The sequence below is a fragment of the Streptomyces sp. CNT372 genome, assembly GCF_000377145.1.
In genome coordinates, this window is sequence record NZ_KB897783.1 from 225447 (window position 1) to 239995 (window position 14549).

Sequence of the window (14549 nt, forward strand, 5' to 3'; positions counted from 1 at the left end):
GGCGGCCGACCCTACTGGGCGGTGCGGCCGGACCGCGCGCCGGTGCCCGGGGCGGTGCCGGCGTCGGTGGTGCCGGAGGCGTCGGCGTTGCCGGTGCCCGCGTCGAGGAGCACGTCCGCGTCGAAGCAGGTGCGGTCGCCGGTGTGGCAGGCGGCACCGATCTGGTCGACCTTGACGAGGACCGTGTCCGCGTCGCAGTCGAGGGCCACCGATTTCACCCACTGGACGTGCCCGGAGGTGTCGCCCTTGACCCAGTACTCCCGGCGGCTGCGGGACCAGTAGGTGGCGCGGCCGGTGGTCAGGGTGCGGTGCAGGGCCTCGTCGTCCATCCACCCGAGCATGAGCACCTCTCCGGTGTCGTACTGCTGGGCGACGGCGGGCACCAGGCCGTCGGCGCCGCGCTTGAGGCGGGCCGCGACGGCCGGGTCGAGGGCACTGGCGGGGACACTGCTGGTCATGGGGACATTGTGCCGTGCCGGGCGGGGTGGACGTGCGGACCGTCCACGGGACGGAACCGCCGGGCGGCCGGGCCCCGCGGGGGCGGAGTCCACTGGGCGGGCGCACCGGGACCGCCGTACGCTGGCAGGCATGTCGACCCATGCCAAGCGTGAACGACTTCTGCTCGCCGATCTGTTGGAGGCCGCGGGCCCGGACGCCGCCACCCTGTGCGAGGGCTGGCGTACCCACGACCTCGCCGCCCATGTGGTCGTACGGGAGCGCCGCCCCGACGCGACCGGCGGGGCCCTGCTCAAGGCGCTCAAGGACCGGGCTGAGCGCATCCGGGCGGAGTTCACCGCCCTCCCCTACGACGAGCTGCTGCGGATGATCCGTACGGGCCCGACCCGGATGTCGCCTTTCGCGCTCAAGCAGGTGGACGAGGCGGCTAACACCGTGGAGTTCTTCGTGCACGCGGAGGACGTGCGCCGTGCGCAGCCCGACTGGACGCCCCGTGACCTGGACCCGGTCTTCGAGAGCGTGCTCTGGTCGCGGCTGGAGAAGAGCGCGCGGCTGCTCGGCCGGAAGGCGCCGGTGGGGCTGGTGCTGCGCCGCCCGGACGGGCAGACGGCGGTCGCGCGCCGCGGCACACCGGTGGTGACCGTGACCGGGGACCCCGGGGAGCTGACCCTGTTCCTCTTCGGGCGGCAGGAGGCGGCGCGGGTGGACCTGGAGGGCGAGAAGGCGGCCGTGGAGCGCATCCGGACGGCCCGGCTCGGGGTCTGAGGCGCGTCCGCGCCGGTCAGGTGGGCAGTTCGGCGCGGCGCAGGGGCGGGGAGCACAGCCCGTACACCGCTCCCGCCGCGCACACCAGGGCGCTCACCGCGAAGACGGGGGTGGTGCCCCACAGCCCGACGGCCGCACCGGTCAGGGGGAAGCTCAGCGGGGCGAGGCCGAGGCTGACGAAGGTCGCCAGCGAGGTGACCCGGCCGAGGTGCGAGGGCTCGGTGAGGGTCTGCATCAGCGCGCCGCAGAGCGAGCCGCTGACGCCGGTCAGGACGCCGACCCCGGCAGCCACGGCGACGGCGACGGCCACCTGGGGCACCAGGGCGAGGGCCGCGACGGCGGCCGAGCCGGTGAGCAGGGCCAGGCCCATGACCAGCCCGGCCCGGGGTATCCGGCCGCGTACGGCGAGCAGCAGGGAGGCGGCTCCGGAGCCCGCGGCGAAGCCCGCGAGCACCCAGCCGAGCCCCGCGGCGCCCCAGTCCCGGGCGTCGGCGAGGAGCGCGAGGCCCACGCCGAGGGGGCCGACGAAGCCGAGGTCGCCGACGGCGACGACGACGAGGAGCGGGGCGAGGACGCGGTGGCGGCGGACGTACCGGAGGCCGTCGACCAGGTCCCGCAGGAACGATCCGCCGGGGCGCGCTCCCGGCCCGCCCGCCGTGGCCGCCGCCACCGCCCCGGGGTCGCCGTCCCACGCGCCCGGCCCGGGGGCGGTGAGGCTCTCCGGGACGTCCGCCGGGGTCCGGGAGCCCGGCAGGGGCGCGATCCGCAGGGTCAGCAGCAGCGGGAGGGCGAGGGCGAAGAGCGCGCCCGCGAGCAGGAAGGCTCCGGACGCACCCCCTGCGGCCATCGCGACGCCGCCCAGGGGCGCGCCGACCACGGTGGCCCCGCGCCCGGCGAGACCGCGCATGCCCTGGATCCGGGCGAGCTGCCCGGGGGCGGCGATCCTGGGCGGCAGGGCGCCCACGGCGGGCATGAAGACCGCGTCCAGGGCCCCGAAGACCACGGCCACGGCGGCCAGCAGCCACAGTCCGGGCGCCGAGGCCCACAGCAGCGCGGCAAGCGCCAGCACGATCACGGCCCGGGCCGCGTCGCTGGTGACGACCACACGGCGCGGGCCGAGCCGGTCCGCGAGGACGCCCCCGCCGAGCATCAGCAGCGCGCGCGGCACGGCGCTCACCGCGAGCACGGCCCCCGCCTCGGCGGCGCTTCCGCCCCGGGTGGCGGCCCAGGTCAGGGCCAGGTAGTAGACGCTGTCCCCGGCGGCGGAGGCGGTGTACGCGCCGAGCCAGCGCAGCACGTTCGGGTCCCGGTGCGCGGGCCGCTCCCGCCCGTCCCCGCGAGCGGGAGCGGCGACGTCCTCGGGTGCGGGCACGGTGATCGGGGCCTCTCGGGACGTGCGGGCGGTGTGCGGGCGGTGTGCGGGCGGGCCGGTAGCGTCCCCCGGGGCCGGGGGACGCTACCGGCCCGCCCCAAAACCGGAACCACCGGGTCCGCCCTCGGTCGGCCGGGGTCGGGGCGGGGGCGGATCCGGGCCGGACAGGCGCGGGCGCGGCCCGTCTCAGCGGACCGTCTCAGCTGACGGGGTCCCCGGCCCGCCTCAGCGGACCGGGTGCCCCGCGTCCCGCAGCGTGTCCTTGACCTGGCCGATGCGCAGGTCGCCGAAGTGGAAGACGGAGGCCGCGAGGACCGCGTCCGCGCCCGCGCCGATCGCCGGGGCGAAGTCCCCGAGCCTGCCCGCGCCGCCCGAGGCGATCACCGGGATGGTGACGTGCTTGCGGACGGCCGCGATCATCTCCGTGTCGTAGCCGTCCTTGGTGCCGTCCGCGTCCATCGAGTTGAGCAGGATCTCGCCCGCGCCCAGCTTGGCCGCCCGGTGCGCCCACTCGACCGCGTCCAGGCCGGTGCCCTGGCGGCCGCCGTGGGTGGTCACCTCGAAGGAGCCGGACGGGGTGCGCCGGGCGTCCACCGAGAGGACCAGGACCTGGCGGCCGAAGCGCTCCGCGATCTCGCGGATCAGCTCGGGCCGGGCGATGGCCGCCGTGTTGACGCCCACCTTGTCGGCGCCGGCGCGCAGCAGCTTGTCCACGTCCTCGGCGGAGCGGACGCCGCCGCCGACGGTGAGCGGGATGAAGACCTGCTCGGCGGTGCGGCGGACCACGTCGTAGGTGGTCTCCCGGTTGCCGGAGGAGGCGGTGATGTCGAGGAAGGTCAGCTCGTCGGCGCCCTCGGCGTCGTAGAGCTTGGCCATCTCGACCGGGTCGCCCGCGTCCCGCAGGTTCTGGAAGTTGACGCCCTTGACGACGCGTCCGGCGTCGACGTCCAGGCAGGGGATCACACGTACCGCGAGGGTCATGCGGCACCTCCGTCGGTCGCTGCGTCTTCGGGAACGGCGGTCGCCGCGGTGTCGCCGGTGGGGGCCCGGTACGCCTCGACCTCGACCTCCACCACCAGCGAGGGGTCGACGAAGCCGGACACGATCAGCATCGACGCGGCCGGGCGGACCGCGCCGAACAGCTCCTTGTGTGCGCGGCCCACATCCTCGACGTCCCGGGCATGAGTCAGATACATACGGGTGCGGACCACATCCGCGGCGCCCAGGCCGAGTTGGCCCAGCGCGTCGAGGGCCACGCCGAAGGCCGTACGGGCCTGCTCGTACGGGCCCCCGGCGACGATCTCCCCGTCCGCCACGGAGGTGCAGCCGGAGACCAGGACCAGGCCGTTGGGCAGGGCGACGGCCCGGGAGTAGCCGAAGGACTCCTCCCAGGGGGCGTCCGAGCCGAGGCGGCGCACCGACCCGGTCATTCCGCCACCGCCGCGGCCACCGCCGCGAGCGCCTCCTCCAGCGTGAACGCCTTGGCGTAGAGGGCCTTGCCGACGATGGCGCCCTCGACTCCCTCGGGGACCAGCCCGGCGAGGGCGCGCAGGTCGTCCAGGGAGGAGACCCCGCCGGAGGCGACGACGGGCTTGTCGGTGGCGGCGCAGACGTTGCGCAGCAGTTCCAGGTTGGGGCCCTGGAGGGTGCCGTCCTTGGCGATGTCGGTGACGACGTAGCGGGCGCAGCCCTCGGAGTCGAGGCGGGCCAGGGTCTCGTAGAGGTCGCCGCCGTCGCGGGTCCAGCCGCGCCCGCGCAGGGTGGTGCCCCGGACGTCGAGGCCGACGGCGATGCGGTCGCCGTGCTCGGCGATCACCTTGGCGACCCACTCGGGGGTCTCCAGCGCGGCGGTGCCGAGGTTGACGCGCCGGCAGCCGGTGGCGAGGGCGGCGGCGAGGGAGGCGTCGTCGCGGATGCCGCCGGAGAGCTCGACCTTGATGTCCATGGCGGCGGTCACCTCGGCGATGACCTCGCGGTTGTCGCCGGTGCCGAAGGCGGCGTCCAGGTCGACCAGGTGCAGCCACTCGGCGCCGGCGCGCTGCCAGGCGAGGGCGGCCTCCAGCGGGGAGCCGTAGGAGGTCTCGGTGCCGGACTCGCCGTGCACCAGGCGGACCGCCTGGCCGTCGCGGACGTCGACGGCGGGGAGGAGTTCAAGCGTGCTGCTCACAGTGTTCCGATCCAGTTGGTGAGGAGCTGGGCTCCGGCGTCGCCGGACTTCTCGGGGTGGAACTGGGTGGCCCACAGCGCGCCGTTCTCGACGGCGGCGACGAACGGCTCGCCGTGTGTGGACCAGGTGACCTTCGGGGCGCGGATGGCCGCGTTGGCGGTCTCCAGCTCCCACTCGCGCACCGCGTAGGAGTGCACGAAGTAGTAGCGCTCCTCGGGGCCGAGGCCGGCGAAGAGTTCGCTGTCGGCGGGGGCGTCGACGGTGTTCCAGCCCATGTGGGGGACGACGGGGGCGTCCAGCGGGCCGACCGTGCCGGGCCACTCGTCGAGCCCCTCGGTCTCGGTGCCGTGCTCGATGCCCCGGGCGAAGAGGATCTGCATGCCGACGCAGATGCCCATGACGGGCCGGCCGCCGGCCAGGCGGCGGCCGACGACCCAGTCGCCGCGGGCCCGCTTGAGACCGTCCATGCAGGCGGCGAAGGCGCCGACACCGGGGACCAGGAGCCCGTCGGCGTTCATGGCGGTGTCGTAGTCGCGGGTGATCTCGACGTCCGCGCCGACGCGGGCGAGGGCGCGCTCGGCGGAGCGCACGTTGCCGAAGCCGTAGTCGAAGACGACGACCTTCTTCATTCCGCTCACTCCGCTCACTCCCAGATTCCCTGGATCCGCAGCACTCCGGCGACCAGGCACATGAACGAGGCCCCGGCGAGGAGCACGATCACGCCCCGGGGCATGCCCTGCCTGGAGAAGGAGTAGACGCCCCCGGCGAGGAAGAGTCCGACGACGATGAGGATGGTGGACAGACCGGTCATCGAGTTACAGGGCGCCCTTCGTGGAAGGCAGGATGCCGGCCGCGCGCGGGTCACGCTCCGAGGCGTAGCGCAGGGCTCGGGCGAGGGCCTTGAACTGGCACTCGACGATGTGGTGGGCGTTGCGTCCGTAGGGGACGTGGATGTGCAGGGCGATCTGCGCCTGGGCCACGAAGGACTCGAAGATGTGCCGCGTCATCGTGGTGTCGTAGGTGCCGATCATGGGCGCCATGTTCTCGGGCTCGGTGTGCACGAGGTACGGGCGGCCGGAGAGGTCCACGGTCACCTGGGCGAGGGACTCGTCCAGCGGCACGGTGCAGTTGCCGAAGCGGTAGATGCCGACCTTGTCGCCGAGGGCCTGCCGGAAGGCGGCGCCGAGGGCGAGGGCGGTGTCCTCGATGGTGTGGTGGGTGTCGATGTGCAGGTCGCCGTCGGTCTTGACGGTGAGGTCGAACAGACCGTGGCGGCCGAGCTGGTCGAGCATGTGGTCGTAGAAGCCGACGCCGGTCGCGACATCGACCTTGCCGGTGCCGTCGAGGTCGATCTCGACGACGACCGAGGTCTCCTTGGTGGTCCGCTCCACGCGGCCGATGCGGCTCATGCGCTCTGCTCCTTCGGGGGTGTGGGGCCGTCCCCCACGAGAGACTTCACTTCACGGACGGCGGCGAGGAAGACGTCGTTCTCCTCGGGGGTCCCGGCGGTGACCCGCAGCCGGCCGGGGACGCCGTTGTCCCGGACGAGGACGCCCTGGTCGAGGATGCGCCGCCATGCCTCGTGGGCGTCCTCGAAGCGGCCGAACTGGACGAAGTTGGCGTCGGACTCGGTCACGTCGAAGCCCATGCCGCGCAGTTCGGCGACCAGCCGGTCCCGCTCGGTCTTCAGCCGGTCGACGTAGCCGAGCAGGGTGTCGGTGTGCTCCAGCGCGGCCAGTGCGGTGGCCTGGGTGACGGCGGAGAGGTGGTACGGCAGGCGGACCAGCTGCACCGCGTCGACCACGGCCGGGTGCGCGGCGAGGTAGCCGAGGCGGAGCCCGGCCGCGCCGAAGGCCTTGGACATGGTGCGGGAGACGACCAGATGGGGGCGCCCGTCGAGCAGGGAGAGCAGTGACTCGCGGTGGCTGAACTCGACGTACGCCTCGTCCACCACGACCAGTGAGGGCCGGGCGGCCTGCGCCGCCTCGTACAGGGCCTCGACCGTGGCACGGTCCACGGCGGTGCCGGTGGGGTTGTTGGGCGAGGTGATGAACACGACGTGCGGGCGGTGCTCGGCGATCGCGGCCGAGGCGGCGGCGGTGTCGAGGGTGAAGTCCTCGCGGCGGGGGCCGGAGATCCAGCCGGTGCCGGTGCCCCGGGAGATCAGTCCGTGCATCGAGTACGAGGGCTCGAAGCCGATGGCGGTGCGGCCGGGCCCGGCGAAGGTCTGCAGCAGCTGCTGGATGACCTCGTTGGAGCCGTTGGCCGCCCACACCTGGGCGCTGCCGACCTCGTAGCCGGTGGTGCGGGTGAGGTAGCGGGCCAGTTCGGTGCGCAGCTCGACCGCGTCCCGGTCGGGGTAGCGGTTGAGGTGGCGGGCGGCCTCGCGGACCCGTTCGGCGATCCGCTCGACGAGCGGATCCGGGAGCGGGTACGGGTTCTCGTTGGTGTTGAGGCGGACGGGGACGTCCAGCTGGGGCGCGCCGTAGGGGGACTTGCCGCGCAGCTCCTCGCGGATGGGCAGGTCGTCGATGCCGAGGGGCGCCCGGGTGGCGGGGGTGGCGGTCACTGTCCGGGGACCTTCCAGTCGAAGCGCGCCTTCATGGCGGCGCCGTGCGCGGGCAGGTCCTCGGCCTCGGCGAGGGTCACCACGTGGCGGGTGATCTCGGCGAGGGCGTCCCGGGTGTAGTCGACGACGTGGATGCCGCGCAGGAAGGACTGCACGGAGAGCCCGGAGGAGTGGCAGGCGCAGCCGCCGGTGGGCAGGACGTGGTTGGACCCGGCGGCGTAGTCGCCGAGGGAGACGGGCGCCCAGGGGCCGACGAAGATCGCGCCGGCGTTGCGGACGCGGTCGGCGAGGGCGGCCGCGTCGGCGGTCTGGATCTCCAGGTGTTCGGCGCCGTACGCGTCGACCACCTTGAGGCCGTCCTCGATGCCGGAGACCAGGACGACGGCGGACTGGCGGCCGGCGAGGGCGGGCTTGATCCGGTCCTCGACGTGCTTGGTCGCGGCGACCTGCGGGACGAGTTCGCGCTCGACGGCGGCGGCCAGTTCCTCGGAGTCGGTGACGAGGACGGCGGCGGCAAGCGGGTCGTGCTCGGCCTGGCTGATCAGGTCGGCGGCGACGTGCACCGGGTCGGCGGTGGCGTCGGCGAGGATCGCGATCTCGGTCGGACCGGCCTCGGCGTCGATGCCGATACGGCCGGTGAAGTAGCGCTTGGCGGCGGCGACCCAGATGTTGCCGGGGCCGGTGACCATGTTCGCGGGGGCGCAGGACTCGGTGCCGTAGGCGAACATCGCGACGGCGGTGGCGCCGCCGGCCGCGTAGACCTCGTCGACGCCGAGGAGGGCGCAGGCGGCCAGGATGGTCGGGTGGGGCAGGCCGCCGAACTCCTGCTGCGCCGGGGAGGCGAGGGCGAGGGAGGGTACCCCGGCCTCCTGCGCCGGGACCACGTTCATGATCACGGACGAGGGGTAGACGGAGCGGCCGCCGGGCGCGTACAGGCCGACGCGGTCGACCGGAACCCACTTCTCGGTCACGGTGCCGCCGGGCACGACCTGGGTGGTGTGGTCCTTGCGGCGCTGGGCGCGGTGGACGATCCGGGCGCGGCGGACGGACTCCTCCAGCGCCTCCCTGACCGCGGGGTCCAGCTCGGCGAGGGCCTTCTCCAGGGCCTGGCGCGGCACCCGGACGCTCTCCAGCTCGACGCCGTCGAACCGGCGGGCGTACTCGATCAGCGCCGCGTCGCCCCGATGGTGCACGTCCTCGCAGATCGGGCGCACCTTCTCCAGGGCGGCCGCGACGTCGAAGTCGGCACGGGGCAGCAGCTCGCGCAGGGCGGTTCCCTCGGGGAGGGCGTCGCCGCGCAGATCGATTCGAGAGATCACGCGGTCAATTCTCTCAGACGCCCAGAGGCGTCCGTTTCCCGTATCAGTGGCTGATACGGAACGGGTCGCGGACGGGACGCGTGAAGGGCGGTGGCGGGTGCCGGGCAGGTGGCTTCCCGGAGGCGGAACCGCGCGTCACATCCGCACCGTCCCTCCCGGCGGCTCGATCGAGCCACCCCGTTTCCCTCGGGACGACCATCACCACTAGCGTTCAGGCCGTCACGCAGCGGGAAGAACGTCTGTACGAGCCAAGGAAGCGGAGGGCGGCAGTGACCGAGCCGCGCGACGGCGGGCCGCCGGAGGATCTGAGCCCGGCCGAAGCAGCCATGTGGAACGCCTACCGGAACGGCAGCACCCTCGATCTCAGCGACACCGACCCGCTGCAGAACAACCCCTTCTCCCCCTTCCCCTGGGGGCCGGAACGTATCGTGCGCGCCTCCGTGGTGGCCCGGCTGCTGCTGCACGGCCCGGAGGCGCGGCCCGGGCGGGTGGCCGCGCTGAAGCTCCGGGGCCTGCAGATCACCGGCACCCTCAAGCTCGCGGGCGGCAGCATCGCCCCGTACGTGGAGCTGAGCGGCTGCCGCTTCGAGAGCGAACTCCTCATGCCCGAGGCGCACTTCGCGACCGTGCGGCTGATCAGTTGCGCGATCCCGCGGATCGAGGCGGCCCGGCTGCGCACCGAGGGCGATCTGCATCTGCCGCGCTGCCGGGTGGACCACGGCATCCGGCTGACCGACGCGCAGATCGGCACGGACCTGCTGATGAACCAGATCCACGTACGGCCGGACCGGCGCGGCCGGGCGATCACGGCGGACGGGCTGTCGGTGGCGCAGGACCTCCAGGCCGAGCTGATCGAGACCTACGGGGAGGTCAGTCTGCGCGGCGCCAAGATCGGCGTGTCGCTGAGCCTGCGCGGCAGCCGGCTGCGCGCGGCGGCGGACCGGCGGGCGCTGAACGCGCCGCAGCTCAGTGTGGAGCGGACGCTCTACCTGACCGGGGCGTGGGTCAGCGAGGCGACCGGCGACCAGGGGGCCACTCCCCCGTTCGGCACGGTGACCGGCGGCGCGGTGGGCGGGGCGGCCGGGCGCGGGTCGCGGCTGCAGCCCTTCGAGTGCCACGGCGGGGCGCGGCTGGACGACGGCCGTTTCGGCGACTCCGTCGACCTGAACGGCGCCCGGTTCCTGCTCGGGCCGCGCGAGGAGCTGTCGCTGCGCCGGATCACCTCGCCGGAGCTGCGGTTCAACGCGGAGCGGCCCGAGGAGGGCCGGGTGGTCCTCAACGGCGCCAAGGTGGTCACCCTGATCGACCTGGCGGCGAGCTGGCCGGGGCCGGGCGGGCTGGCGATGAACGGCTTCGTCTACGAGAACCTGGTGCCGCAGGAGCTGTTCCCCCTCTCCCGGCGGCTGGAATGGGTCGCCTCGGCCACCCCGGAGTACTCCCCGGAGCCGTACGAGCGCCTGGCGACCGTGCTGCGCAACAGCGGCGAGGACGCGGACGCACGCGAGGTCCTGCTGGCCAAGCAGCGGCGGCGGCGCGAGACCCTGCCGCTGGCGGCGAAGCTGTGGGGTTTCCTCCAGGACTGGACGGTGGCCTACGGCTACCGGCCGGGGCGGGCGGCCCTGTGGATGGCGGTGCTGTGGGGGGTGGGGACGCTGACCTTCGCGCAGGTCGATCCGCCGCCGTTCAAGAAGGACGAGCACCCGGTGTGGAATCCGGCGCTCTACTCCCTGGACCTCCTCGTCCCGGTGATCAATCTCGGCCAGGACGGCCACTGGAGACTTGACGGCAGATGGCAGTGGGCCGCGGCGGCTCTGGTGTTGCTGGGGTGGATTCTGGCGACCACCGTGGCGGCCGGGGCGTCGCGGCTCCTGCGTCGCAGCTGAGGTCTCCGGGACAGCCGAGGCCGCTTCCTTTACCTTCTCTTGACCTGCTCCCGAGCAACCTTCCCGCCGCCACCAAAGCTTCACAGCGACCCTCTGGCGCCTGGTTCACCTGCGGTTTTCAATGGTCCGCACCATGTCTCTGCTGCGAGCCGCGATGCGTACCGCGCGCATGATCCGGCACACCCCCCGGTTGTCCGACGGCCTCGTGCCGGACGACGCGGTGCTGCTCGACGCCCCCGACGCCCGCCTCGGCCCGGCTCTGGTCGCGGCCGCCGACGGCGCCTTCGGACAGGTCGCGGCGCTGCTCGCGACCACACGGAATTCAGCCGAATGGGAGACCCGGGACCGCTATGTGCTGCGGCTGGCCGCCTTCGCCCGGAACCGGGACGACTGGCTCGCCGACTGGCTGCGCGCCGCGCCCCGGGACGCCGACGCGCTGCTGGTGAAGGCGCAGCTCGCGGTGGACCGCGCCTGGGAGTCGCCGGCCCGCGCAGAACGGCTGCGCGAGCTGGGCCCGCTGATCGACGCGGCGGCCCTGGCCGCGCCCGGGGACCCGGTGCCCTGGCGCCTCGCCCTGGACCACGCCCGGGGCACCCACGCCTCGCACTCGGCCTTCGAGGCCCTGTGGGAGCAGGCGCTGCGCCGTTCCCCGCACCACTACGGCTGCCATGTGGCGGCCCTGACGTACCTGTCCGCGCAGTGGTACGGCTCGCACCGGGAGTGCTTCGCCTTCGCCGAGGACGCCGCCCTGGACGCGCTGCCCGGGTCCTTGGTGCGGGCGCTGCCGGTGCGGGCGGCCTTCGCGCAGCTGATGACCGGCCGGGTGGCGTCCTCGGTGCAGGCCGACCGGGTGGAGGCCGCCGCCGACCTGGCCATCGAGCTGTCCGCGGACTACGCACCCGGCGATCCCTGGCCGGCCGAGGTCCGCAATCTCCTCGCCCATGTCCTGGTGGCCCGGGGCCGGTGGGCGGACGCCCTGGAGCAGTTCCGGCGGATCGGCCCGTACGCCGCCTCCTTCCCGTGGGCCGCGGTCGCGGAGGACCCGCTCGGCCAGTTCCTGAGGGTGCGGGACGCGGTGCGGATCGAGGTCGCGTGCGGGATGCCCCTGCGCGGGGTCCGCCGCCGGCCGGCCGGCCATTACGCTTGACCGCTGTGACCACCGCTCGCCTGCCCCTCTTCCCCCTGAACACGGTGCTGTTCCCGGGCCTCGTGCTGCCGCTGAACGTCTTCGAGGAGCGTTATCGCGCCATGATGCGCGAGTTGCTGAAGGCGGACGGGGAGGAGCCCCGGCGCTTCGCCGTCGTCGCCATCCGCGACGGCCGGGAGGTGGCCCCCACCTCCCCCGGTATGCCCGACCCGACGGCCGTGCGGGAGCTGGGCCCGGCGGCGGGCTTCGGCGCGGACCCGATCCAGGCGTTCCACCGGGTGGGCTGTGTCGCGGACGCGGCGACGATCCGGGAGCGGGCGGACGGCAGCTTCGAGGTGCTGGCCACCGGGACGACCCGGGTCCGGATCCTGTCGGTGGACGCGAGCGGGCCCTTCCTGACCGCCGAGCTGGAGGAGATCCCCGAGGCGGCCGGAGACGGCGCGGGCACCCTCGCGGAGGGCGTGCTCCGGGCCTTCCGCAGCTACCAGCAGCGGCTGGCGGGCGCGACCGAGCGGTCCCTGTCCACGGGGGCCGAACTGCCGGACGACCCCTCGGTGGTGTCCTATCTGGTCGCCTCGGCGGCGAGGCTGGACATCCCGGCCAAGCAGCGCCTGCTCCAGGCCCCGGACACCGCGACCCGGCTGCGCGAGGAGCTGACGGTGCTGCGCGCGGAGACGGCGGTCCTGCGGCACCTGCCGTCGCTGCCGGCGACCGAGCTGACGCAGCGGCCGACCAGCCCGAACTGACCGCCCGGCACCGGCCGGCGGGCGGGTTCCGCCGAGCGGTACCGACCGACGCGAGAGACGACGACCGACGTGGCGAAGAAGGCGCAGAAGCGGCAGCCGGGCGGCACCCCGGCGACGGTGGCCCTGGCGGCGGCCGGCACCCCCTACACCCTCCACTCCTACGAGCACGACCCCGCCTCCCCCTCCTACGGCGAGGAGGCGGCCGAGGCCCTCGGGGTCTCCCCGGACCGGGTGTTCAAGACCCTGGTCGCGGACGTCGACGGCACCCTGACCGTGGCGGTGGTCCCGGTCGCGGGCCGGCTCGACCTGAAGGCCCTGGCGACCGCGGTCGGCGGGAAGCGCGCCACGATGGCGGACCCGGCCGCGGCCGAGCGCACCACGGGCTACGTGCGGGGCGGCATCTCCCCGCTGGGCCAGCGCAAGCGGCTGCCCACGGTGCTGGACGCCTCGGCGTCGGAGCACGAGACGATCTGCGTCTCGGCGGGCCGCCGGGGCCTGGAGGTCGAACTGGCCCCGGACTCCCTGCGCACCCTGACCGCGGCGACCCTGGCCCCGATCACCCGGCCCTGAGGCCTGTCCGAGCGCTCCCGCAGGACCTCGGTGTCCGACCCGGTCTTCCGCCGGGTGCAGGGCCGGCCGGGCCGGCGGAGTGCGGACCGGCTCCCGGAGACGTGCGACGCAGGTCACATCCGGGCCGTGTCACATCCCGTGAGCCGGAATCCGTCACAGGGGTGAATCCATCGGCACGGCGAAGGAGCACCCACCATGGACGCCCGTCTGAACGTCGTCGCGAGCCCGACGGCCGGCAAGCTCGTCAAGCACCTGGTCGCGGCGAACGCGGCGCTCTCGGACTCCGGTCTGCCTCTCACCACCCAGGAGCTGGTGAAGATCCGCGCCAGCCAGATCAACGGCTGCGGCGCCTGCCTCGACATGCACACCAAGGAGGCCGAGGCGGCGGGTGAGACCGCCCTGCGGCTGCACCTCGTCGCCGCCTGGCGGGAGGCCACCGTCTTCACCGAGGCCGAACGCGCGGCCCTGGAGCTGACCGAGCAGGGCACCCGGATCGCGGACGCGGCCGGCGGGGTGTCCGACGAGGTCTGGGCGAACGCGGCCCGGCACTACGACGAGGAGCAGCTCGTCGCGCTGGTGTCCCTGATCGCCCTGATCAACACCTTCAACCGGCTGAACGTCATCACCCGCCGGCCCGGCGGCGACTACCGCCCCGGCCGGTTCTCCTGACCGTCCGGACCGGGTCCGCCGCCGGCGCGCGTCCGCACCGGCGGCAAAGCCGCGTTCACGCGTCCCGCGGGGGCCAGTGCTGATCGGCCCCGGGCGCGGGCCAGGAGTGCTCCGGCTCGGGGTCGTCCGGGGCGAAGAGGGCGGTGAGGCCCAGATGGGTCACCATCGCGGTCAGCGACCAGGCCAGCAGGGCGCCCTTGGCCCGCAGCTGGAGGTACGCGTCGAAGGTGACGCCCTCACCGGCCTCGCGCGCCCGCTCGGCCACGTCCTGGCCGGGGCCGAGCCAGACGCCGATGCCCCACCCCACCAGCGAGGCCAGCAGCCCGCCGAGGGCGAGGGCCACCACCAGCGCGACACCGCCGCGCCGCCGGAAGAGGAAGACGGCCGCCGCGCTGAGCACACCCAGCCCGGCCGCCAGCAGGACGAACGTTCCGTCCGCCCCGATGGACTCCTCGCCCTCCGTGTTCCTGAGGAAGACCGCGGTACCGTCCGAGACCAGCGGCACCCGCGGCGCGAGCCACAGCCACAGCAGCCCGAGGACGACACCGAGGACGGTGACACCGGCCAGCACGATCCCCGCGTCCCGCAGGTCCCGGCGCAGCTCCGCGCGCCTGGCCTCCGCGTCCTGCGGGCCCTCGCCCCAGGGTTTGCCGGGGGGCACGGGTCCGGCCTCGGGCGCCCGCCACGGGTTGCCGTCGCCGTTCCCGTTCCCCTTGCCGGACGAGGACGACGAGGAGGACGAGGAGGACGACGGCTGGTGCGGTGGCGTCAGAGGTGCGGTCACCCCGCCATCGTGCCAGGCCCGCCCGAGTGACGCCTCACCGGACCGGGACCCCGCACATGAGGGGCCGGGGTGGTGTCCGGCACTGATCCGCCGGACGCGTCC

The 14549-nt window shown here is 74.3% G+C and carries 17 protein-coding genes; 6 read left to right on the forward strand and 11 right to left on the reverse strand.

Features of this window, described 5'->3' with window-relative positions; genetic code table 11:
• Positions 1–11: 11 nt before the first annotated feature.
• Complete coding sequence (hisI, locus tag C593_RS0118075; RefSeq protein ID WP_018848712.1) at positions 12–458, reverse strand: phosphoribosyl-AMP cyclohydrolase; 447 nt, start codon at positions 456–458, stop codon at positions 12–14.
• A 130-nt stretch (positions 459–588) separates the two neighbouring features.
• On the opposite strand from hisI, the gene C593_RS0118080 reads away from it, so the two are divergent.
• Positions 589–1221: a TIGR03085 family metal-binding protein gene (locus tag C593_RS0118080; RefSeq protein ID WP_018848713.1), complete on the forward strand. Its 633-nt coding sequence runs from the start codon at positions 589–591 to the stop codon at positions 1219–1221.
• A gap of 16 nt (positions 1222–1237) precedes the next feature.
• Here the strand turns inward: C593_RS0118080 and C593_RS0118085 are convergent, their stop codons facing one another.
• The 9 genes from C593_RS0118085 to hisD all read right to left on the reverse strand — a co-directional run bounded on the left by C593_RS0118085 (position 1238) and on the right by hisD (position 8648).
• Positions 1238–2593, reverse strand: coding sequence for an MFS transporter (locus C593_RS0118085; RefSeq protein WP_486591148.1), 1356 nt, complete (start codon positions 2591–2593; stop codon positions 1238–1240).
• A gap of 225 nt (positions 2594–2818) precedes the next feature.
• Positions 2819–3574, reverse strand: a complete 756-nt coding sequence (gene hisF, locus C593_RS0118090) for an imidazole glycerol phosphate synthase subunit HisF (protein WP_018848715.1) — start codon at positions 3572–3574, stop codon at positions 2819–2821.
• Complete coding sequence (locus C593_RS0118095; RefSeq protein ID WP_018848716.1) at positions 3571–4023, reverse strand: RidA family protein; 453 nt, start codon at positions 4021–4023, stop codon at positions 3571–3573. Before C593_RS0118095 ends, hisF begins: the two co-directional genes overlap by 4 nt.
• Positions 4020–4760, reverse strand: a complete 741-nt coding sequence (priA, locus tag C593_RS0118100) for a bifunctional 1-(5-phosphoribosyl)-5-((5-phosphoribosylamino)methylideneamino)imidazole-4-carboxamide isomerase/phosphoribosylanthranilate isomerase PriA (RefSeq protein WP_018848717.1) — start codon at positions 4758–4760, stop codon at positions 4020–4022. The genes C593_RS0118095 and priA overlap by 4 nt, the downstream gene beginning before the upstream one ends.
• Positions 4757–5398 carry an imidazole glycerol phosphate synthase subunit HisH gene (gene hisH, locus C593_RS0118105; RefSeq protein WP_026277809.1) on the reverse strand — a complete coding sequence of 214 codons (642 nt, stop codon included), beginning with the start codon at positions 5396–5398 and terminating at the stop codon, positions 4757–4759. Before hisH ends, priA begins: the two co-directional genes overlap by 4 nt.
• Before the next feature lie 5 nt (positions 5399–5403).
• Complete coding sequence (locus C593_RS33380; protein ID WP_018848719.1) at positions 5404–5571, reverse strand: hypothetical protein; 168 nt, start codon at positions 5569–5571, stop codon at positions 5404–5406.
• 4 nt (positions 5572–5575) lie between these two features.
• A complete protein-coding gene (hisB, locus tag C593_RS0118115) occupies positions 5576–6169 on the reverse strand; it encodes an imidazoleglycerol-phosphate dehydratase HisB (protein WP_018848720.1) in 594 nt (197 codons plus the stop codon).
• Positions 6166–7329 carry a histidinol-phosphate transaminase gene (locus C593_RS0118120; protein WP_018848721.1) on the reverse strand — a complete coding sequence of 388 codons (1164 nt, stop codon included), beginning with the start codon at positions 7327–7329 and terminating at the stop codon, positions 6166–6168. The genes hisB and C593_RS0118120 overlap by 4 nt, the downstream gene beginning before the upstream one ends.
• Complete coding sequence (hisD, locus tag C593_RS0118125) at positions 7326–8648, reverse strand: histidinol dehydrogenase (RefSeq protein ID WP_018848722.1); 1323 nt, start codon at positions 8646–8648, stop codon at positions 7326–7328. The genes C593_RS0118120 and hisD overlap by 4 nt, the downstream gene beginning before the upstream one ends.
• Before the next feature lie 269 nt (positions 8649–8917).
• On the opposite strand from hisD, the gene C593_RS0118130 reads away from it, so the two are divergent.
• The 5 genes from C593_RS0118130 (at position 8918) to C593_RS0118150 (ending at position 13663) form a co-directional block, all read left to right on the forward strand.
• The gene (locus C593_RS0118130) at positions 8918–10531 is read left to right on the forward strand and encodes a hypothetical protein (RefSeq protein WP_018848723.1); all 1614 of its coding nucleotides are present in this window, start codon (positions 8918–8920) and stop codon (positions 10529–10531) included.
• A 121-nt stretch (positions 10532–10652) separates the two neighbouring features.
• Positions 10653–11678 carry a hypothetical protein gene (locus C593_RS0118135; protein WP_018848724.1) on the forward strand — a complete coding sequence of 342 codons (1026 nt, stop codon included), beginning with the start codon at positions 10653–10655 and terminating at the stop codon, positions 11676–11678.
• A gap of 5 nt (positions 11679–11683) precedes the next feature.
• Positions 11684–12424 carry an LON peptidase substrate-binding domain-containing protein gene (locus C593_RS0118140; protein ID WP_018848725.1) on the forward strand — a complete coding sequence of 247 codons (741 nt, stop codon included), beginning with the start codon at positions 11684–11686 and terminating at the stop codon, positions 12422–12424.
• Between the two features lie 69 nt (positions 12425–12493).
• Positions 12494–12994, forward strand: a complete 501-nt coding sequence (gene ybaK / locus C593_RS0118145; protein WP_018848726.1) for a Cys-tRNA(Pro) deacylase — start codon at positions 12494–12496, stop codon at positions 12992–12994.
• Between the two features lie 195 nt (positions 12995–13189).
• A complete protein-coding gene (locus tag C593_RS0118150; protein ID WP_018848727.1) occupies positions 13190–13663 on the forward strand; it encodes a carboxymuconolactone decarboxylase family protein in 474 nt (157 codons plus the stop codon).
• Between the two features lie 55 nt (positions 13664–13718).
• On the opposite strand, the gene C593_RS29965 is transcribed toward C593_RS0118150, so the two are convergent.
• Positions 13719–14447 carry a hypothetical protein gene (locus tag C593_RS29965; protein ID WP_018848728.1) on the reverse strand — a complete coding sequence of 243 codons (729 nt, stop codon included), beginning with the start codon at positions 14445–14447 and terminating at the stop codon, positions 13719–13721.
• Positions 14448–14549 lie beyond the last annotated feature (102 nt).

Coding starts and splice junctions, on each gene's coding strand:
- hisI (WP_018848712.1), bottom strand. CDS start 458: ATGACCAGCAGTGTCCCCGCCAGTGCCCTCGACCCGGCCGTCGCGGCC.
- C593_RS0118080 (WP_018848713.1), top strand. CDS start 589: ATGTCGACCCATGCCAAGCGTGAACGACTTCTGCTCGCCGATCTGTTG.
- C593_RS33380 (WP_018848719.1), bottom strand. CDS start 5,571: ATGACCGGTCTGTCCACCATCCTCATCGTCGTCGGACTCTTCCTCGCC.
- C593_RS0118135 (WP_018848724.1), top strand. CDS start 10,653: ATGGTCCGCACCATGTCTCTGCTGCGAGCCGCGATGCGTACCGCGCGC.
- hisF (WP_018848715.1), bottom strand. CDS start 3,574: ATGACCCTCGCGGTACGTGTGATCCCCTGCCTGGACGTCGACGCCGGA.
- C593_RS0118095 (WP_018848716.1), bottom strand. CDS start 4,023: ATGACCGGGTCGGTGCGCCGCCTCGGCTCGGACGCCCCCTGGGAGGAG.
- hisB (WP_018848720.1), bottom strand. CDS start 6,169: ATGAGCCGCATCGGCCGCGTGGAGCGGACCACCAAGGAGACCTCGGTC.
- C593_RS0118150 (WP_018848727.1), top strand. CDS start 13,190: ATGGACGCCCGTCTGAACGTCGTCGCGAGCCCGACGGCCGGCAAGCTC.